Genomic DNA, 19288 nt, shown 5'->3' with positions numbered 1-19288 from the left:
TTACTTGCTGGCGGCCTTGGCCGGCGCCTTGCCCGCCTTGGAGGCGGCAGCAGCCGGGGCTGGCAGGCCCAGCCGTTTGCCAATGGACAGCTCCAACGCCTTCACTTTGGGCTCAATGGCACCCTGGGTTTCGGCCAGCAACTTGTCCAGCAGGGCTTTTTGCATCTCACCGCCAAGCTGCAAAAACTTGCGATTGACAGGCGACTCGATGATGGCGATCAGTTGCTTGAGTTCGTCTTCACTGAACTTTTCTTCCAGCAGGGCGCCCACCGTCGATGGCGCGAGCTTGACGGCACGCTCACGGACCAAGGGCACGGCCTCATCGACATACTTTTTCACGTCGGCCTGAATCTCTTTTGCAACCGCTTCCCGCTTGTCCTCGGCAACACGGGACTGCAAAGCCATGCCAGCCTGCTGCATCATCTGCGCCGCCGGCCGCTCCGCCAGGGCTTGCGCTGCCTGCTCTATGGCCGGTTGCTGCAACAGCAGCACTTTGGCCACCAGTTCCTTTTTGGTCGACGCAGTTTGCGCCTGCACGCCGGTCGCCACCACCAGCAGCGCCACAATCACCAGTCTTTTCATTGCAAACTCTCTCTTCGGGAAATACGGGTCAAGCGGTCGAAAAGATGTCCGACCGGGTGTCCATTATCAACCAGCAGGGCGGCAAAACCGGATAATCCGCATCCATGCGCACCGACTGCATGCCAGACCAACGGGACCCTCTTCAGCCATGAAAAATATCATGCTGCTGGGCGCCGGCCCAGCCCATGTCCAATTGCTGTCGCGCCTGGCGGCCAGCCCCCCGGCCGACGTCCAGGTCACTTTGGTGGCACCCTATCCGCTGCAACTCCACTGGGGCATGGTGCCGGGTTTTGTGGCTGGGCACTACACACTGGACGACTGCCTTATTCCGCTGGAACCCCGGTTGAAAAAAGCCGGGGTGCGCTGGCTGAGCCAAAGTACGGCGGCACTCGATGTCGACGCACGAACCATCCGGCTGGCCGATGGCAGCACCTTCGGCTTCGACTGGTTGAGCCTGGACAGCGGCCCCCTGCAGGACCGCCAGCAGATCGAAGCCGTGTTGCCGGGTGCCCGCGAGCACGGGCTTTTTGTGCGCCCGCTGGAAACCTTTGGCGCCCTCTGGCCGCGCGTCACGGCCCTGGGCATGGAGCATGCGCTGCGGGTGAGCGTGATTGGCGGCGGCGCGACCGGGATCGAACTGGCGCTGGCGATCCGGCAGCGCCTGCCGGCCTCCTCCGTCACCCTGATCAGCGCCGCGCAGCTCGCCGCCGGCTACCCGGCGGGCCTGCAACAGCGTCTCTTGAAGGCCTTGAAACAACGCCGGATCACCCTGCTGCCGGACCTGGCCGTGGGCATTCAGGCCGGACAGGTTTTATTGGGCAGCGGTGCCCGGCTGGCCTGTGACGTGCCGGTGATCGCCATCGGCACGCAAAGCCCGGCCTGGCTCAGCGGCAGCGGACTGGCGCTGGACCCCCAGGGCTCGGTGACGGTGGACGCGTCTCGGCGCTCCGTCAGCCACCCCCATGTGTTCGCCGCCAGCCATCTCGCTGCGCAGGAAGACCGGACACTGACCAGCAACCTGTACGCGCTGCTGACCGGCGCGCCAGTGAGTCGCCACAGGCCCGCGGCCAATGCCTTGCATCTGCTGTCTTGCGGCGATCGCCGGGCGATTGCCAGTTGGGGTAATTTTTCCGCCCAGGGGCGTTGGCTGTGGTGGCTGAAGGACTGGCTTGACCGGCGCCACGTCCGGCGTTGCCGCCGGGGCTGAAAAAACACCCGGGGAACTCAACCCTCAACGCAAGCGCAGCTTGCCGGTCGTCGTGGCGGCCGTGATCTGGCCGATCTCGGTGGCCTCGGCAAAGCCATGCCGACGGAAAATTTCCAGCACCGCGTCGACCGCCTCGGGCGCGCACGACAGCAGCAGGCCGCCGCTGGTTTGCGGATCGCTCAGCAGGGCTTGATCGACATTGGCAAAGTCTGTGGGCAGGCTGATGTCATGGCCGTAGGCGGCCCAGTTACGGCCCGATGCCCCGGTAACCAGGCCCTGCAAGGCCAGTTCACGCACACCGGCCAGCAAAGGCACCCGATTCCAGTCGATTTGCACCGTGCACTTGGCGCCGCGCGCGATTTCCAGGGCGTGACCGGCCAGGCCGAAGCCGGTCACGTCGGTCAGCGCATGCACTCCCGGCAGCGCCGCCAGTTCCGGTCCCGGCGTGTTCAATTGCGTCGTCACGCTGATCATCCGCGCATAGCCGGCCGCATCGAGTTTCTCTTTCTTCAGAGCCGCCGACAGGATGCCCACACCCAGGGGTTTGCCCAAAATCAGGCGATCTCCCACTTGGGCATCGGCGTTGCGCTTGACGCGGCTGGGGTGCACCAGGCCCAGCGCCACCAGACCATAAATCGGCTCGATCGAATCGATGGTATGGCCGCCGGCGATCGGAATGCCGGCCGCGCGGCAGACACTGGCGCCACCTTGGAGGATCTTGCCTATGGTTTCGGTTGACAGTACGTTGATCGGCATGCCCACCAGCGCCAGCGCCAGAATCGGCTGGCCGCCCATGGCGTAGACGTCCGAGATGGCGTTGGTGGCGGCGATGCGGCCGAAGTCAAACGGATCGTCGACGATCGGCATGAAGAAGTCGGTGGTGGCGATCAAGGCCTGCTCATCATTGAGCTGGTAGACCGCCGCGTCGTCCGAGGTCTCTATGCCCACCAGCAACTCCTTCGGCAGCGGCATGGCGCTGACGCCTTTCAGGATTTCGGTCAGCACGCCGGGTGCGATCTTGCAGCCGCAGCCGCCGCCATGCGACAGGCTGGTCAGGCGTGGCTGCGCCACGGCGCCGGTCTGGCTGCCCGGGCTTGCAGAAGTAGGGTTCATGTCATTTCCTGTTGAATCGAACTGCCATTATCTGGCCTGGAACTGGGCCCTCAAATCTAGAACACGCGCCGCGCGTTGCCGGCCAGAAAAAGCGCCGCTCCCAGGATCTCCTTGGAAGCGAAGGCATGAAAAGCCGGCCCCGGCGCGGGAAGGGCTATCAGGCCAATTGAACTTTTGAATTAGCACTCACTCCAAGAGAGTGCTAACATTGCCATTATGACAAAAAGGAGTTCTGGTATGGCTTCTCAAACTGGAGTTTCAAGTTCCGCCCTGACGGTGGCCAACCCGTGGGCGCTGGTACCGCCCCTGGGCAATCTGGACGCCTATATTTCGGCCGCCAATCGCCTGCCCATGCTGACGCTCGAAGAGGAGCAGGAATTCTCCCGCAAGTTCAGGCAGGACAACGATCTGGATGCGGCCGGCAAGCTGGTGCTGTCGCACCTGCGGCTGGTGGTATCGGTGTCGCGCCAGTATCTGGGCTATGGCCTGCCTCACGGCGACCTGATTCAGGAGGGTAATGTGGGCCTGATGAAAGCCGTCAAACGCTTTGACCCGGACCACGGCGTGCGCCTGGTGAGCTACGCGCTGCACTGGATCAAGGCCGAGATTCACGAGTACATCCTGAAAAACTGGCGCATGGTCAAGGTCGCCACCACCAAGGCCCAGCGCAAGCTGTTTTTCAACCTGCGCTCGATGAAGCAGCGCTACAAATCGGATGACGCCGCAGCCGATGCCGGCACCCACCGTGAAACCTTGAACGAAGACCAGATCGACGCCATGGCGGCCGAACTCAAAGTCAAGCGCGAAGAGGTGATCGAGATGGAAACCCGGCTGTCCGGCGGCGATGTGCTGCTGGACCCCAGTCCTTCAGACGACGGCGAGGATGCTTTTGGTCCGATCGCCTACCTGACCGACACCCGGCATGAGCCGACCGCGATGCTGGAGGCCAGAGAGCGTGACGTGCTGGCCAGCGACGGCATTGCGAGCGCGCTGGAGGCGCTCGATCAGCGCAGCCGGCGCATTGTCGAGGAGCGCTGGCTCAAGGTTAACGACGACAACTCGGGCGGCATGACGCTGCATGAGTTGGCCGCGGAGTTTGGCGTAAGCGCCGAGCGGATTCGCCAAATCGAGGTGGCGGCCATGAAAAAGATGAAGAAATCACTGCTTGAATACGCCTGAGCGACCGGCACATCCGGCCGGTCGGCGACAATCATGCCTTTTCCATAGGCAGAATTGAAATGATGCAGTTGAGACTTCGACGCGCCACTTTTTTGGTCGCGATGGCCGCCCTGTCAACCTGGGCCACGGCTCAAAACATGGCCAAGGAAGCAGCGCCTTGGCCGACCAAAACGGTTCGCATCATCGTCGGCTTCCCGGCCGGCTCGTCACCGGACCTGACGGCGCGCACTCTGGGTGAGCCGCTCTCCAGGGCGCTGGGCCAGCCGGTGATCATCGAAAACAAGGTCGGCGCCGGCGGCAATATTGCCGCCGACTATGTGGCCAAGGCGACCGATGACCACACCATCGGCCTGATGATCAACGGCAATATGACGATTGCCAAGCTGCTCAATCCGAAGCTCAACTACGATCCGCTGAAAGACCTGACGCCGATCAGCCTGATCGGCGTCTCGCCGCTGGTGTTGACGGCCCCCACGGGCGCACCCGGTGCCAATGCACGCGAATTTTTCAGCGCAGCCCGCACTGCCGGTGACAAGTGGAGCTATGGCACGCCGGGCGTTGGCACTGTCGGCCACATCGGAATGGAGTGGCTCAAGGGCAAGACCAACATCAACCCGGTGCATGTGCCCTACCCCGGCTATCCCCAGGTTGCCAATGGCATGCTGAGCGGACAGTTGCAATTGGCCATGCTGCCGCCCGCGCTGGCCATGGCCCAGATCAAAGCCGGCAAGTTGCGCGCCATTGGCGTCACATCGAGCGGGCGCAGCACCTTGGTGCCGGAACTCCCCAGCATGACGGAAGCCGGCGTGCCGGGCTTCAACCTGGAAATCTGGAACGCCATGGCGGCGCCGAACTCGCTGCCGAAACCGGTGGTGGCCAAACTGTCGGCGCTGTTCAGCGACATCGCACGCTCGCCCGAGATGCGCCAAAAGCTGTTCCAGCAGGGCTGGCAGGTCGTTGGCAGTTCATCCGAGGGCTTGGCCAACCGCATCAAGGCCGACACTGCCTTGTTGGGCGGGGTGATTGCGACGCAAGGCATCAAGGCCGAATAATTCCGGCCGTGCCGGGGCGCCTTCAGCCCGGCTCGGCAGCGTCCAGCGGCGGCGCGCAATACTGGCGCAACAAGCCCAGCAGTTCGTCTTCCGAATAGGGCTTGCCCAGATAGTGGTTGATCCCCAGCGTGCGGGCATGTTCGCGGTGTTTCTCGGCAATCCGCGAGCTGATCATGATGATAGGCAGGTCGCGCAGCTTGGGATCGCCTCGAACATTTCGCGCCAGATCGAAACCATCCATGCGCGGCATTTCAATGTCCAGCATCACGACCGCCGGTTTTTCCTCCTGTAGACGTTCCAGCGCCTGCAAGCCGTCCGCCGCCAGCGCCACCCGGAACCCTTCGCGCTTGAGCAGGCGCTGGGAAACGCGGCGCACCGTGATCGAATCGTCCACCACCAACACCAGCGGTGTCCGCCCGCTACCGAGCAGCGGGGTGGCTTTTCGATCGTCGTCGGAGGTCGACGCTGCATTCTCGGCCTGCGCTGCGCAGCGCCTGAATTGGCGCGCCTGCTCGCCGTAGACAGCGGCCAGTGCCACCGGGTTATAGATCAGCACCACCAGGCCCGACGCCAGCACCGACATGCTGGTCAACCCGGGCAGACGGGACAGCTGGGGCCCCAGGTTCTTGACCACCACCTCTTGGTTGCCAAGCACTTCGTCGACGTGCAGCGCCACCCTCTGACCGGCGCTGCGGAAAATCGCCACGGAGCGGGTTTTGGCTTGGGTCTCGCTGCTGCGAGCCGATACCTGCAACAGGGCGCCAGCCCAGAAGAACGGAACTTTTTCGTGGTCGAACGGGTAACTGCCGTCCTGGTAGGCAAGCTCCAGTTCGGCCGCGCTGACGCGCCGTACCATCTCGACCAGATTGGCCGGCACGCCTATCACCAGGTCACCCATGCGCAGCATGACCACCTGCGTCACGGCGGTGGTGAGGGGCAGCACCAGTGTGAAACGGGTGCCCTGGCCGCGCCGGGTTGCCGTTTCGATGCGGCCACCCAGTGCGTTGATGGCCGAGCGCACGACATCGAGCCCAATACCGCGGCCGGCCAGCTCGGTGACCAGGGGCGCGGTGGAAAACCCGGCGGTGAAAATCAGATTCGCAAGCTCCGCATCCGTCAAGACGGCGTCGCTCGAAACATGGCCCTCAGCCTGCGCCTTGGAGCGCAGCAGGTCCAAGTCCAGACCGGCGCCATCGTCACTGAACTCCACCGTCACATCGTTGCTTTGCTGATGCAGACGGATGGTGATGCTGCCGCTGGCCGGCTTACCGGCGGCCAGACGTGTCGCCGCATCTTCAATCCCGTGCGCGACCGCGTTGCGCAGCAAGTGCTCGAAGGCCGGCGCCATGCGCTCCAGCACGCTGCGATCAATGTCCAGCGAGCCGCCCTGGATATCGAGCTTCACCATTTTGTTGGTGTCCTTGGAGGCCTGGCGAACAACGCCATACAGACGCTCCGCAATGCTCTCGAACTCGACCATCCGGGTCCGCAGCAAGTCACGTTGCAACTCGCGGGTCTGACGCGCCTGGGCGATCAAATTGTCCTCGGTTCCGGCCACGGTACGCTGCAGATTGCGCTGCACCGTGGCAATGTCATCGACCGATTCGGCCATCATCCGGGTCAGTTCCTGCACTCTTGTGAAACGATCGAATTCCAGCGGATCGAAGCCGTGCGCGGAGTCCTTGGCCAGTGCCAGGCGTGACTGCATCTGGGATTCAGCCTGCAACTCGATGTCACGCAACTGATTTCTCAAACGCTCCAGATTGCCGCTCAATTCGTCCAGGGAGCCACGCAACTGGCCAACGCGAGCCTCCATCCGGGAGCGCGTGATCATGACCTCGCCAGCCTGATTGACCAGGCGGTCCAGCAATTGAGAGCGCACACGCACGGTTTGACTGGACGACTGTCGCGCCAGGACCGGCGGCGTCAACGGCGGCTTGGCGGACGCCATCACCGCCTCGGCCACAGGTCCCACCTCCGGCCGGCCCAAGGCCTGTTCAGGGGTGCTGCGCAAGCGCTCAAAACCGGCCTTAATCGCATCGAAACGGGTCAGCAGAGATTCGAGCCGGGAGGCCTGCAAGTCCTCCATCCCGAGCTGCTCAATCGCCGACTCCATGCGGTGCGTCAATTCGCCCAGGTACATGGCGCCGGCCAGACGCGCGCTGCCTTTGAGGGTGTGCAAAACCCGCAGCACTTCATTGCGCGCGCCAAGATTGTCTGGCCGCGCCGTCCATTGCCGCAAGGCGCCGCCCAGCTGCGGCAGCAGTTCAAGGGCCTCTTCCTCGAAAATCGGAAACAGGTCGACGTCGATGGTGTCGAGCACGTCGATGTCATCTTCTTCCCCGGCAGCGAGCACCGGTGTTGCCTCGGCGCCAACAGCGGCCGGCACTGCCTGGAGCGTCGAACCGGCAACGACAATTTCCTCGGCGGGAATTTCCGACTCCTCCCACGCTTGCGGGTAGACACTGTCGGCAACGCCGCTGGCGGCGGGGAATTCAAGTTCCGCAAGGGCTTTGAGCGCACTCACCAGGGCGGGATCGGAATCCTTCAGGAAACCAGCCGCAAACTGATGCAGCAGACGACGAATGTCCTCGGCCGCGTCAATGCACAGCTTGACGTGTTCGGCACTGCTTTGCGCATGACGCCGCAGGTGCAGCAACGCCTGCTCCAGGGCGCGCGCCAGGTCCGACAAGGCCATATAGCCCACGGTCGCCGAGCTGCCGGCCAGCGAATGGGCCAGTCCGACGGTACTGGAGAGAACCGGTCGGTGCAATTCCAGACCCCATTCAGTCAGTTCCGTGAGCAAGCGGCGGGACCATTCGTCGGCTTCATTCAAAAAGACGTTGAACAGCGGAATACCGATGCGCAGAGTCCCGATCACCTTGACCTGCTCCTGCGGTGTCAGGTCGGCCGGCTTCAGGTCTTCGACGACAGCAGCGGCCTCCTCGACCGGCGATTGCGTTGCTTCGAAGGTGTCCTCGAAATCGGGACGGTCCAGGTCGAACGGTTCCTCCACCTCGGGAGCCGCGGGCGCTGGCACAACGTCGCCGACCAATACCAGTTCGACACGCTTGTTGTCCAGGCGCAGGGCGTCTGCGGCCTCGCGAAAAGCCTGCGCCCGCCACGGCTCAGCCGCGTCCGAGCCGATCGCCCCGACCCAACGGTCCAAGCCCCGCAGCGCCTCGTCGGCCAGTCGGAGCAACTCATGGCTGGCCGGTTTTTGTTCGGCCAGCCAGCTGTTGAGCAGTTGTTCCAGAGCCCAGGCAGCTTCGCCAAACTCGTTGAAACCGACCATTCGGGAACTGCCCTTGAGGGTGTGAAAAGCACGCCGAAGAGTGGTCTGTTGTTCCCAGGCGGACGGATTTGCCACCAAGTCATGGACGGCAGCCAGGCCGGCCTGAACGACCTCGTGCGCTTCCTGCAAAAAGATGTCCTTCAGCTCAACCTCATCCGCATCGGGTTCCTCGGCTTCGGCCAGCGGCACCGGCTGCGAGGTCGACGCCGCCATTGGCGCCGGCGCTTCAGGTTCGATAGCCGGCACGGCGCTGGTCTGGGGTGCTCTTTTCTCGATTCCCATCAAGGGCGTGAATTCACTCGAATCCTCGTCGTAGACGAACAGATTTTTCGCCAGCTCGCGCTGATAGCTCAGGGTATCGATCAAAAACCCGATGGCGCCCAGACTGTTGCCAAGCTTCAAAAAAATACCGCTGCGAGCGGACTCCACATCGATATCGTCGACCAGGAATTTTTCAACCGTGTCGCGCATGCGCAGCGCCGCCAGTGCCGCCTGATCCAGTCCCAGGACCGAAAAGACGCCGCGCATCTGAGCCAGTTGGCTGGGCGCCTCATGCAGGGGTACTTTGTCCAGAGGATTGCGAAAGAACTGGTCCAGAGACTTTTCCAGCTGCCCCAATGTCTTGCGCAATTCATCGACCACGCTGCCCATGACCTGTCGATCGCTGACACGGCGATACAAGTCTTCCATCCACTTCTCAAGCGGCTCGGGCAGGCCTCCGGCATTGACACGATCCAGACGCCTGGCCAGACTGGCCCCACGCTCGGTCAGGTTCAGTTCCGTTGCATCGAGGTCTTCGTAGATCGCCTCCAGATACAGCACGACGGTGGCCACCTCCAGGGCAAGAGACGGCGCCGGTGCCGCGCCGGACTGCACCGTTGCCTCCACCGTTCGGGTCAAGGCGCGCGCCAGATCGCCGCTTTGCGGGTGCAGTTTCACCACCGAATCACCAACCAGGGCGAATTGATCGCCGGCGAGTTTCAACCGGTTGGTATCGCCGCCGGCGAGTGCCGACCAGCTCTCGGCGGCAGCCGCGATGCGCTTGCGGGCTTGCGCCAGCAGCACCGGATCAAAGCGGCCGAAGCGGGGGGTTTCGTAATCAACGGCTTGCGTCTGGGTCAAGCCGTAGGTCGAGCGCACGGCCGTGAGGACCGACGCATCGGCGCCGGATTGCGGCACCGCCTGGGCACAAAAAAACAGCAAGTCCAGCAGCAAACGCTCGGAGATTGCGGTCTCGCCACGCGCCAGCGTCCGATCCTGCAGAAGAATTTGGGATGCCGCCCGTTTGCAGTAGACATCGGGCGGGCAAAGACCCAGTGCCACGGCTTCAAAATAAGCGGCACAAAGGGTCCAGAAAACGCGCCCTTGCAGCGTCTCTTGTGCCGCCGCAAAACCCAGACTGATGCTGCGCATGGCGATGGCGGCGGCTACGTCCCCCGACTTGACGACCTTCAGAACAGACCGATCGACACGCGCTTGCAGCGCCGCGTCGCAGACCAGCGCCGGCACCTGTTCCGGCAGCGCAACCTCGATCCAGCGCCATTCCATGGGCCACAGATCGGCCGGATGCACGCGCTCATCGCCGACCAGCAACAGCAGTTCCCGGTACTGCGGAAACAAGGCCACGGGCGACGCCTCTTTGCCCTTCAGAACAGCTTCCAGATACTCGGTCAGGGCACTGCTGGCACGCTCCATCTTGCTGGCGGCTTCTTCGCTGCAAGCCTCGGGGCGTTGCACAAAACTCTGGGCCAGTGCCTCCATGGCACGCAACACCTTGGCCGGCATTGCCATCCCGACCATTTCCAGGGCCCCTACCGCCTGGTGCAGTTGCTGACGGGCGATGCGCAACTGGCTGGCATCGAGCGCGGCCAGATCTGCGCCGCGCGCCAATTCGGCATCGCGCACAAAGCGGCGCAACGATTTGGTCGCGCCATCGAGCGATTTGCGCAACTCGTCAAGTACCCAGGCCAAGGGCCCAAGATCCTTGGCCGAGCGCTCGGCACCAGTCAGGGCAGCGTCTACTCGCATGGGTTGGTGCACTCTTGCTTCATGAGAACTTCAGTCTGTCAAGGGCATCAGGCAATCTTGAAGCGCGACACCGACTGGCGCAGCTCTTCAGACATTTTGGAGAGCTCCCGGACTTGCGCCGCGGTAGCGCGGGTACCCTCGCCGGCTTGCTCGGTCACCGCAAAAATATGCTGAATATTGCCAGCCACCACATTGGCCAGGTTGGCTTCCCGTGAGGTCGAACTGGAAATCTGCTCGATCAACTCGGCCAGGCGTCGCGACACCTGGTCCATCTCGGTCAGGGCGGAGCCGGCGCTATCGGACAGCTTGGCTCCCTCCACCACCCCATGGGTGGAACGTTCCATGGCACCAACCGCATCCTGAGTGTCGGTTTGAATCGCTTTGACGAGCGCGGAAATCTGGCGCGTCGCGTCCGCCGATCTCTCCGCCAGCCGCTGCACTTCCTCGGCCACCACCGAAAAGCCGCGTCCCGCCTCACCTGCGGAAGCGGCCTGAATGGCGGCGTTGAGTGCCAGTACGTTGGTCTGCTCGGTAATGTCGGAGATCAGCTCCGTGATTTCGCCAATTTCCTGCGACGATTCACCCAGACGCTTGATCCGCTTGGAGGTTTCCTGAATCTGGTCGCGGATTGAATTCATGCCGCCAATGGTATTTTGCACTGCCTGCAAACCGACCTCGGCGGCTTGCAGCGACTGTCTGGCCACCGACGCCGATTCCTGCGCCTGCACCGACACTTCATTGATTCTGGACGCCATCTCCAACACCGAGCGCCCGGTTTCCCGAATTTCGTGCAATTGTTCGTTGGAAGCCGCTAGCAGATCGGCCGAAGTGGCATCTACCTCGGCCGTGGTCTGCGCCACCCGGCCGGCCGTGTTTTGCACGCTGCCGACCAGCGACCGCAATTCCTCCACCGTGTAGTTGACGGAGTCGGCAATGGCGCCCGTGATGTCCTCCGTGACGGTAGCCTCCTGCGTCAAATCGCCCTCCGCGACCGCCTGCAACTCGTTCATCAAACGCAAAATGGCCGCCTGGTTGGCGTCGTTCACACGGCTCACCTCCTGTTCCTGCTGCTCGGCCGTCATACGCCGCGCCTCCGCCGCCTGTTGACGCTTGCGGCTGCCCTGCAACTGGACATAGGACAGGCCACCTGCGCACACCAAGGCCAGCAAGGCTGACACCACCAACAGCGCCAGGGTAACCGCGCCGAGACCGGAATGCGAGGCCAGCATGCCTTGCAGTTCTTCCAGTTCCCGGCGCAGCGGTTCACTGTCCGCAATGATGGAAGCCTGAGCCTCGCGCGCCGAGAGCAAGACTTTTGGATTGCCCAGAATAACGGCGGCCTGGGCGCGCGTCTCTTCGAACAGCTTAAGCAGCGTCTGCAGTTGCTCATGGGTCTGCGGATCCCGGGTGGCGCTCAGGCGCAACTCGGGGCTGCCCGCCAGCAAACCCTGGGCAATTTCCTTGAACAAATTCAAATCCTTGCCAAGCAAGGACACAGCCTCTGCGCCGGCACCCTGGGGCGTCAGGAACTCACTGGCTGACTTTCCAATACGCTGCGTCAACATGACCAACTGGCCGGCCGCCGCGATCTCGGTCGCGGCGGCGCCTTGCTGCAACTTGAGGGCTGCCACGCTCTCCGCCGCTTTCAGCAGATCGGAAGACTGGCGATGGATGAGGCGCAGCGCCACCCCTGCCGGGGTCAGAATTTTCAGCTGCGACACCACAATGCCGGCATTTTTTTCGGCGCGCAGCATCAGGGGCATGATCTTGTCCAACTCCGGCTGGTAGCTTGTGCTTACCGGATCAAGATGCATTGGGGTGTCGCCGTCTTTCAGGCCGCGCACCGATCTGGACAGAACAGCCGAGCTTTCGGCGACATCGGCAAACTCCTTGTCACCCCCCACCAGCGCTTGCGAAACCAATTTCGCCAGACGTTGCGACTGCATCAGCGACTGCCCGGTAGCGCCCAGCTGCTGCGCCACCCGATCCGCCTGCTTTAGCGCAAACAAGGTTACCAGCGCCAACAAAACCAGCGCCAGGCCCAGCCCGATCGACAACCACCGCTGATGCGCCAGCACCGTTCTTTTGCCAAGCAGCGGGAGCGCGATCCGGCCACCCGCTTCTTCATCAAACTTATCGCCTTCGCCCAGTACCGACTCGGGCGCTGATTGGGTAAACAGATTCTTCAATGGGTCGACAACGGACATGATGAGGCCTTGGAGTGAAACTCAAGCGCAAATGTTGAGAAATTCGGGGAATTGAGATAGAGACTGCAGGTTGATCTCCTGCCAGCAGACCCCATGGAGGTCAACCAACCGGCTGCCAAAATAAACTGGCGAACCTTCCGCTGGCGCCACGGCGTCGGCGAACGCTTCACGCTTGCGCAGTCCCGCCAGCGTATCCACCAGCAGCGCGCAATTGAGTTCCAGCGCCGCATTGAAGGTCAGGACGCTGGCCTGTGCCAGCGTTTGTTCGGTTCTGGAGTTGAGCGCCGCGCCCGCCATGAATCCGGCCAGATCGACCACGCCAAAAAGGCCGCCACGAAGATTGGTCACCCCGACGAACCAGGGTCGGCAATAAGGCACCGCTTGCACATTGGGAAGCGGGAAGATTTCGCCCGCCTGCTCCAGGGGAAAGAGGTAATTGGCCTGGCCCGCCGTGACCGCCAGCCAGGAGGCCGACACCACCCCTGAACGAGCCGCCTGCAAGCGGCTGGCAAGGCGGGTTTGCAGTTCCCTGAGGGCTTCCCGATTGGCCATGCCTCAGCCCAGGGCCCTGATCTTGAGCAGCAGTTCGGCCGCGTCGACGGGTTTGGTGATGTAGTCGCGCGCGCCCTGACGCATGCCCCACACCCGGTCGGTCTCCAGATTCTTGCTGGTGCACATGAAGATGGGAATATCCGAGTACTCCGGGTTGCGGCTGATGGCACGTGTCAATTGAAACCCGTTTTTCCCGGGCATCACGACATCCATCAGGATCAGATCGGGTTTTTCTTCCGACAGTTGGCGCAACGCTTCGTCGCCGGACTCCGCGGTGCGGACCGCCAGTCCGCTCTTCTGCAACAAGTCGGCAAGAAACATCAACTCGGTTTTTGAATCGTCAACGATCAATACTTTTTCTATCGACATCAATCTACTCCCTGCGCTACCGCGCCAAACTGCTGCACGGCCTGCAATAGCTGGTCTTTGGTGAACGGTTTTGTCAAATAATGCTGGGCGCCGACCATGCGTCCGCGGGCGCGGTCAAAAACGCCATCCTTGGAAGACAGCATCACCACCGGCACCGCCGAGAACCTGGCATTGCGCTTGATGATGGCACAGGTCTGGTAGCCATCGAGCCTGGGCATCAGAATATCGCAAAAAATCAGCTGCGGCTGGTAGTCATTCACTTTTGCCAAGGCATCAAAGCCGTCCTCGGCAAGCATGACTTCGTGCCCCCCCTGCTTGAGAAAAATTTCCGCGCTACGCCGAATGGTGTTGCTATCGTCAACCACCAGAACCTTGAAAGTCGATCCAGTCGTATTCACCAAACAATGCTCCTGAACTGACGTTTTACCAAAGCCAAGGTGCCCAACAGAGCGCCAAGGCCTATATTTGCACCATTTCGAAATCCTCCTTGCGAGCGCCACATTCCGGGCAGGTCCAGTTGACCGGGACAGCGCTCCACGGCGTCCCGGCGGCAACCCCATGCTCCGGGTCGCCCGTGGCTTCGTCATAAATCCAGCCACAAATCAGACACATCCAGGTTTTCGTTGGGCTCACAGCTTAAAGTGCCTTCTAATAGAATGTAACCATTGAATATGGACCACGATTGCAACAAATGCAAAACTCGTAACAATCGTTACATTCTGCCTCAAGAAAAGCAACAGCAAGCTCATGGTCTCCGTCAAAAGCTTTCCCGGCAATTGAAGTCCGATCAGGGAACAGTTCAGACACCAAGCGCAACGAGCTAGACTCCAACCCCGTCCCCATCACCCTCCTCTATCGACCTCTTCATGACACACACCACTGACCACAACCTAGCTCTGTTCGAGCGCGCCAAACTGGTAATCCCCGGCGGCGTCAACTCCCCGGTCAGAGCCTTCAAGGCGGTCGGCGGCACACCCCGTTTTGTCAAGCGTGCCCAGGGTGCCTATTTCTGGGACGCCAACGACAGTCGTTACATCGACTACATCGGCTCCTGGGGCCCGATGATTCTGGGCCATGGTCATCCAGCCGTCGTCAAGGCGGTGCAGGAGGCAGTGCTGGAAGGCTTTTCCTTTGGCGCACCGACCGAACGCGAAATTGAGCTGGTGGAAGAAATTCTGCGGCTGGTGCCGTCCATGGACATGGTGCGTTTGGTCAGTTCCGGCACCGAGGCGGCGATGAGCGCCATCCGGCTGGCTCGCGGCGCCACCGGCCGCAGCAAGCTGATCAAGTTCGAAGGCTGCTACCACGGCCATGCCGACGCCCTGCTGGTGAAAGCTGGCTCCGGTCTGGCAACCTTCGGCAACGCCACCAGCGCCGGCGTGCCGCCCGAGGTGGTGCAGCACACGCTGGTACTCGAATACAACAACGTGGCGCAACTCGAAGAAGCTTTCACCCTGCATGGCAAGGAGATCGCCTGCCTGATGATAGAGCCGATTGCCGGCAACATGAACTTTGTGCGCGCGTCGGTACCCTTCGTGAAGCGCTGCCGTGAACTGTGCAGCCAATATGACGCACTGCTGGTGTTCGACGAGGTCATGAACGGCTTTCGGGTGGCGCTGGGCAGTGCGCAAAGCGTCTACGCCCGACAAATTCCGGGCTTTGAACCCGACATGACGGTGATGGGCAAAGTCATTGGCGGCGGCATGCCGTTGGCGGCCTTTGGCGCCAAGCGCAAAGTCATGGAACAGCTGGCGCCACTCGGTGCGGTGTACCAGGCCGGCACCCTGTCGGGCAACCCGGTGGCCACCGCCTGTGGCTTGGCCACTCTGCGCGAGATCAGCAAACCCGGCTTTTTTGAAGACCTGTCGCGCAAGACCCGCTCCCTGGTGGACGGCCTCAAGGCGGCCGCCGCCGCCGAAGGCGTGCCGTTCAGCGCCGACAGCGAAGGCGGCATGTTCGGCTTCTTCCTGCTCGCCGAGCTGCCGCAAAACTATCCCCAGGTCATGAAGACCGACAGCGGGCGCTTCAATCAATTGTTCCACGGCTTGCTGGACCGCGGCGTCTACATCGCCCCGGCCCTGTACGAAGCCGGGTTTGTCAGCGCGGCCCACAGCGACGCAGACATCGCCGCCACCGTGGCGGCGGCGCGCGAAGTTTTCAAACTGCTGTAACGAGAGGAGCTGCATACGCCTGCCTCATCTCGCGCAAGGCGGGCGGTGCGGCTTGCGGACTCCGGCCCACGCTCGCGGCGAATGACGTGACAGGCCGCCGTTACGACACCAACAACACGGTTGACACGCCCACTCTGTGGTGGCCGCGAATGGGGCCTGCGCTCGCAAGCCGCACCACCCACCTTGGGTTACGGGTTGCCCGACAAGTTGCCTCGAACCAGCCGGGTTGAAGCAACCTGCGCCGTGTCACCAACTACTGCTTCTGCCAAGGCGCAGTTCAGATGGCAATCTTCACCGCCCACGATGGACCTGATTTGAGTTCGGCGTACCCATCACCTTGTTGGGTGGGTGGATCGGGTGTCCGGGCGTCGGCCCCATTCGCGGTCACTACAGCGCCGGATAAGCAGCCAGTAAGTTGAGGTCGCACCGTTGGCAAACCAGGCAAGCAGGCCCGCGAGCGTGGGCCAGAGAACGGATACCCGGTCCGCCCGCCCCACCACCATTCGACCAGGATCGGGCGTTGGACTTGTTTGCGCGTCAGTGCCGGAAATGCCGCACGCCGCTGAACACCATGGCGATGCCGCGCTCATCGGCGGCGGCAATCACTTCCTGGTCGCGCATCGAGCCGCCGGGCTGGATGATGCAACTGGCACCGGCGTCCACCACCACGTCCAGGCCGTCGCGGAACGGAAAGAAGGCGTCGCTCGCCGCCGCCGTGCCGGCCAACGACAGGCCGGCGTGCTGGGCCTTGATGCTGGCAATGCTGGCGGAGTCAACCCGGCTCATCTGACCGGCGCCTACGCCCATGGTCATGCCGCCCTTGCAGAACACGATGGCGTTGCTCTTGACGAACTTGGCCACGTTCCAGGCGAACAACAGGTCCTGCAACTGTTCCGCCGTCGGTTGCACCTTGGTCACCACTTTCAAATCCGCCAGGGTGAGCTGGTGGTTGTCGGCGGTCTGCAGCAGCAGGCCGGAGCCGACGCGTTTGATGTCCACCGCATTGCGGCCATTGTCCCAGTCGCTGGCGCCGCCGGCCGGCAACGCGATCTTCAGAATGCGCACGTTGACCTTGCTCTTGAACACCGCCAGCGCCTCGGGCGTGTAGTCGGGGGCCATCAGCACTTCGACGAACTGCTTGGAGATTTGCAGCGCGGCCGCTTCGTCCAGCGTCCGGTTCAGGGCAATGATGCCGCCAAAAGCGGAGGTGGGATCGGTCTTGAAAGCCTTGCTGTAGGCTTCCAGCGGGTCGGCGCCGACGGCCACGCCGCAGGGGTTGGCGTGTTTGACGATGACGCAGGCGGCGCCGCTGCTGCTGCGATCGAAGCTCTTGACGCATTCCCAGGCGGCATCGGCATCGCCGATGTTGTTGTAGCTCAGTTCCTTGCCCTGCAATTGCTGCGCCGTGACCAGCGATCCGGGCGCCGGCTGCAGGTCGCGGTAGAAGGCGGCTTGCTGGTGCGGGTTTTCGCCATAGCGCAAATCCTGCAGCTTGACGAAGCAATTGTTCGACTGGTCCGGGAACAACTTTTTGGCAGGCGTGTTGTTGCCTTCCTCGAAGTTGAGCGACGACAGGTGATTGCTGATGGCAGCGTCGTACTGGCTGATGCGGTTGAAGGCCGCCACCGACAAGGCAAATTTGCTCTTCAGCGTCAGGCCGCCGGCTTTGAGCTCCGCCAGCACGCCGGCGTATTGCGAAGCATCGGTCAACACCACCACGTCTTTCCAGTTCTTGGCGGCGCTGCGCACCATGGCCGGGCCACCGATATCGATGTTCTCGATCGCGTCTTCCAGGGTGCAGCCGGGCTTCGCGACGGTCGCCTCGAACGGGTACAAATTAACCACCAGCAAGTCGATGGTTTCGATGGCGTAGGCTTTCAGCGCTGCCATGTGCGCCGGCACATCGCGGCGCGCCAGCAGGCCGCCATGCACCTTGGGGTGCAGGGTCTTGACGCGGCCATCCAGCATTTCGGGAAAGCCCGTCAGCTCGGCCACTTCGGTCACCGGCAAGCCTTTGTCGGCCAGCAGCTTGGCGGTGCCGCCAGTGGAAATGAGCTTGATGCCCAGGGCGTGCAGGGCTTGCGCCAATTCAACGATGCCGGTTTTGTCGGAGACGGATAGGAGTGCGTTCATGGGTATTGAAAATTTGTTCGGTGAATAAGGTCCGGCCGGCCAAGCAGCCGGCTCTGCTACTTGGCAATCTTGTGTTCCAGCAACTTCTTGCGCAAGGTGTTGCGATTCAGGCCCAGCCATTGCGCGGCTTTGGATTGGTTGTTGTCGGCATGGCGCATGACCACTTCAAGCAAGGGTTTTTCCACCACATTGACCATCATGTTGTACATGCCATCGGGCTCGGTCCCGCGCAAATCCCGGAGGTAAGTCTCCAGGCTGGTGCGCACGCACTCCTCTATGTATTTTTTGCTCATGCTGTCGTCTCCACATACTTATCTTCATGGTCTGCAAAATCAGGCGCAACGACGTCCCCGATGCGATCCCAGCGCTCATTCAACTGGTCAAAATATTCGGCCACCGCGGCCCCTTGCTGGTCGCAGTCTTCAATCGAATTCATGCGTTGGCGAAAGTCCTCGCCGCCGGGCAGGGTCTTGACGTACCAGCCAATGTGCTTGCGCGCGCTGCGCACGCCCAGAAACTCACCATACAGCGCGTAATGATCCTGCAGATGGTCCAACGCCAGGTGCTTGACCTCCGCCACCAAGGGCGGTGCCAGATGGCTGCCAGTGGCCAGAAAATGCGCAATCTCGCGAAAAATCCAGGGACGCCCCTGCGCCGCGCGGCCAACCATCAGTGCGTCGGCCCCGGTCACGGCCAGCACGGCGCGGGCTTTTTCGGGTGAATCAATATCGCCATTGGCGACTACCGGCACGCGCACGGCCGCCTTGACAGCGGCAATCGTGTCGTACTCGGCCACACCGGCATAGCCCTGCTCGCGGGTGCGTCCGTGCACCGTGATCATCTGCACCCCGGCGCGCTCTGCCGCCTGCGCCAGACGCACCGCGTTTTTGTTTGACTGACTCCAACCGGTGCGCATCTTCAACGTCACCGGCACGCCGTGCGGCGCGCAAGCGGCGACCACGGCCTCGATGATGCGCAGTGCCAGAGCCTCGTCCTGCATCAGTGCCGAGCCGGCCCATTTGTTGCACACCTTCCTGGCCGGGCAACCCATGTTGATGTCAATGATCTGCGCACCCTGATCGATGTTGTGGGCGGCGGCCTCGTACATCATCGGCGGCTCGGTCCCCGCGATCTGCACCGCAATCGGTCCGGGCTCACCCAGGTGGTTGGCGCGGCGAGCCGTTTTTGGCGTGTTCCGCAGGTCTGTCCGGCTGCTGATCATTTCGCTCACCGCATAGCCGGCCCCCAGCTTTTTGCAAAGCAGCCGGAAAGGCCGGTCCGTCACTCCCGCCATGGGCGCGACAAAGAACGGATTAGGGAGGATGAAGGGGCCGATATTCATGCGAGCTGCTGATTCTAGCTGCCCAAAATTTCAGCAATTGAAACGCAAACCTATACTC

At 62.3% G+C, this 19288-nt stretch carries 15 protein-coding genes; 4 read left to right on the top strand and 11 right to left on the bottom strand.

The window, feature by feature from the left end:
- On the bottom strand, positions 1-582 hold the full coding sequence (locus PHS32_RS04650; protein ID WP_301077678.1) for a hypothetical protein: 582 nt from the start codon (positions 580-582) through the stop codon (positions 1-3).
- Positions 583-730: 148 nt separating this feature from the next.
- Between PHS32_RS04650 and PHS32_RS04645 the strand changes: the two genes are divergently transcribed.
- Positions 731-1789: an FAD-dependent oxidoreductase gene (locus PHS32_RS04645; RefSeq protein ID WP_301077677.1), complete on the top strand. Its 1059-nt coding sequence runs from the start codon at positions 731-733 to the stop codon at positions 1787-1789.
- 24 nt (positions 1790-1813) lie between these two features.
- Here the strand turns inward: PHS32_RS04645 and selD are convergent, their stop codons facing one another.
- Positions 1814-2902: a selenide, water dikinase SelD gene (gene selD, locus PHS32_RS04640; RefSeq protein ID WP_301077676.1), complete on the bottom strand. Its 1089-nt coding sequence runs from the start codon at positions 2900-2902 to the stop codon at positions 1814-1816.
- Between the two features lie 237 nt (positions 2903-3139).
- Here selD and rpoH point away from each other — a divergent pair, with 237 nt between their 5' ends.
- Both rpoH and PHS32_RS04630 read left to right on the top strand, forming a co-directional pair.
- On the top strand, positions 3140-4081 hold the full coding sequence (gene rpoH, locus PHS32_RS04635; protein WP_301077675.1) for an RNA polymerase sigma factor RpoH: 942 nt from the start codon (positions 3140-3142) through the stop codon (positions 4079-4081).
- Between the two features lie 59 nt (positions 4082-4140).
- Positions 4141-5133, top strand: a complete 993-nt coding sequence (locus PHS32_RS04630; protein ID WP_301077674.1) for a tripartite tricarboxylate transporter substrate binding protein — start codon at positions 4141-4143, stop codon at positions 5131-5133.
- Positions 5134-5155: 22 nt separating this feature from the next.
- On the opposite strand, the gene PHS32_RS04625 is transcribed toward PHS32_RS04630, so the two are convergent.
- From PHS32_RS04625 to PHS32_RS04600, 6 genes are all read right to left on the bottom strand, one after another.
- Positions 5156-10456, bottom strand: coding sequence for an Hpt domain-containing protein (locus PHS32_RS04625; RefSeq protein ID WP_301077673.1), 5301 nt, complete (start codon positions 10454-10456; stop codon positions 5156-5158).
- A 47-nt stretch (positions 10457-10503) separates the two neighbouring features.
- Positions 10504-12663: a methyl-accepting chemotaxis protein gene (locus tag PHS32_RS04620; RefSeq protein ID WP_301077672.1), complete on the bottom strand. Its 2160-nt coding sequence runs from the start codon at positions 12661-12663 to the stop codon at positions 10504-10506.
- Between the two features lie 21 nt (positions 12664-12684).
- A complete protein-coding gene (locus PHS32_RS04615; protein WP_301077671.1) occupies positions 12685-13215 on the bottom strand; it encodes a chemotaxis protein CheW in 531 nt (176 codons plus the stop codon).
- A gap of 3 nt (positions 13216-13218) precedes the next feature.
- Positions 13219-13584, bottom strand: a complete 366-nt coding sequence (locus PHS32_RS04610) for a response regulator (RefSeq protein ID WP_301077670.1) — start codon at positions 13582-13584, stop codon at positions 13219-13221.
- Positions 13584-13982, bottom strand: a complete 399-nt coding sequence (locus PHS32_RS04605; RefSeq protein WP_301077669.1) for a response regulator — start codon at positions 13980-13982, stop codon at positions 13584-13586. Before PHS32_RS04605 ends, PHS32_RS04610 begins: the two co-directional genes overlap by 1 nt.
- Positions 13983-14043: 61 nt before the next feature.
- Positions 14044-14217: a rubredoxin gene (locus PHS32_RS04600; protein ID WP_301077668.1), complete on the bottom strand. Its 174-nt coding sequence runs from the start codon at positions 14215-14217 to the stop codon at positions 14044-14046.
- Positions 14218-14450: 233 nt separating this feature from the next.
- Between PHS32_RS04600 and hemL the strand changes: the two genes are divergently transcribed.
- Entirely contained in the window at positions 14451-15755 is a 1305-nt protein-coding gene (gene hemL / locus PHS32_RS04595; protein ID WP_301077667.1) for a glutamate-1-semialdehyde 2,1-aminomutase, read from the top strand.
- Positions 15756-16292: 537 nt separating this feature from the next.
- Here the strand turns inward: hemL and purH are convergent.
- The 3 genes from purH to dusB are packed head-to-tail and all read right to left on the bottom strand — an operon-like array spanning position 16293 to position 19230.
- A complete protein-coding gene (gene purH / locus PHS32_RS04590; protein ID WP_301077707.1) occupies positions 16293-17894 on the bottom strand; it encodes a bifunctional phosphoribosylaminoimidazolecarboxamide formyltransferase/IMP cyclohydrolase in 1602 nt (533 codons plus the stop codon).
- 50 nt (positions 17895-17944) lie between these two features.
- On the bottom strand, positions 17945-18181 hold the full coding sequence (locus tag PHS32_RS04585) for a helix-turn-helix domain-containing protein (RefSeq protein WP_301077666.1): 237 nt from the start codon (positions 18179-18181) through the stop codon (positions 17945-17947).
- Positions 18178-19230 (bottom strand): tRNA dihydrouridine synthase DusB, encoded by a 1053-nt coding sequence (dusB, locus tag PHS32_RS04580; RefSeq protein ID WP_301077665.1) that lies wholly within the window; start codon positions 19228-19230, stop codon positions 18178-18180. The genes PHS32_RS04585 and dusB overlap by 4 nt, the downstream gene beginning before the upstream one ends.
- Positions 19231-19288 lie beyond the last annotated feature (58 nt).

The organism is Rhodoferax sp. (assembly GCF_028714215.1).
Taxonomy (GTDB): Bacteria; Pseudomonadota; Gammaproteobacteria; order Burkholderiales; family Burkholderiaceae_C; genus Rhodoferax.
This window is presented reverse-complemented; position numbering and strand designations above follow the sequence as displayed.

Excerpts from the sequence above, each read along its gene's own strand:
- PHS32_RS04650 (WP_301077678.1), bottom strand. The coding sequence starts at position 582 with ATGAAAAGACTGGTGATTGTGGCGCTGCTGGTGGTGGCGACCGGCGTG.
- PHS32_RS04645 (WP_301077677.1), top strand. The coding sequence starts at position 731 with ATGAAAAATATCATGCTGCTGGGCGCCGGCCCAGCCCATGTCCAATTG.
- selD (WP_301077676.1), bottom strand. The coding sequence starts at position 2,902 with ATGAACCCTACTTCTGCAAGCCCGGGCAGCCAGACCGGCGCCGTGGCG.
- rpoH (WP_301077675.1), top strand. The coding sequence starts at position 3,140 with ATGGCTTCTCAAACTGGAGTTTCAAGTTCCGCCCTGACGGTGGCCAAC.
- PHS32_RS04630 (WP_301077674.1), top strand. The coding sequence starts at position 4,141 with ATGATGCAGTTGAGACTTCGACGCGCCACTTTTTTGGTCGCGATGGCC.
- PHS32_RS04625 (WP_301077673.1), bottom strand. The coding sequence starts at position 10,456 with ATGCGAGTAGACGCTGCCCTGACTGGTGCCGAGCGCTCGGCCAAGGAT.
- PHS32_RS04620 (WP_301077672.1), bottom strand. The coding sequence starts at position 12,663 with ATGTCCGTTGTCGACCCATTGAAGAATCTGTTTACCCAATCAGCGCCC.
- PHS32_RS04615 (WP_301077671.1), bottom strand. The coding sequence starts at position 13,215 with ATGGCCAATCGGGAAGCCCTCAGGGAACTGCAAACCCGCCTTGCCAGC.
- PHS32_RS04610 (WP_301077670.1), bottom strand. The coding sequence starts at position 13,584 with ATGTCGATAGAAAAAGTATTGATCGTTGACGATTCAAAAACCGAGTTG.
- hemL (WP_301077667.1), top strand. The coding sequence starts at position 14,451 with ATGACACACACCACTGACCACAACCTAGCTCTGTTCGAGCGCGCCAAA.
- PHS32_RS04585 (WP_301077666.1), bottom strand. The coding sequence starts at position 18,181 with ATGAGCAAAAAATACATAGAGGAGTGCGTGCGCACCAGCCTGGAGACT.
- dusB (WP_301077665.1), bottom strand. The coding sequence starts at position 19,230 with ATGAATATCGGCCCCTTCATCCTCCCTAATCCGTTCTTTGTCGCGCCC.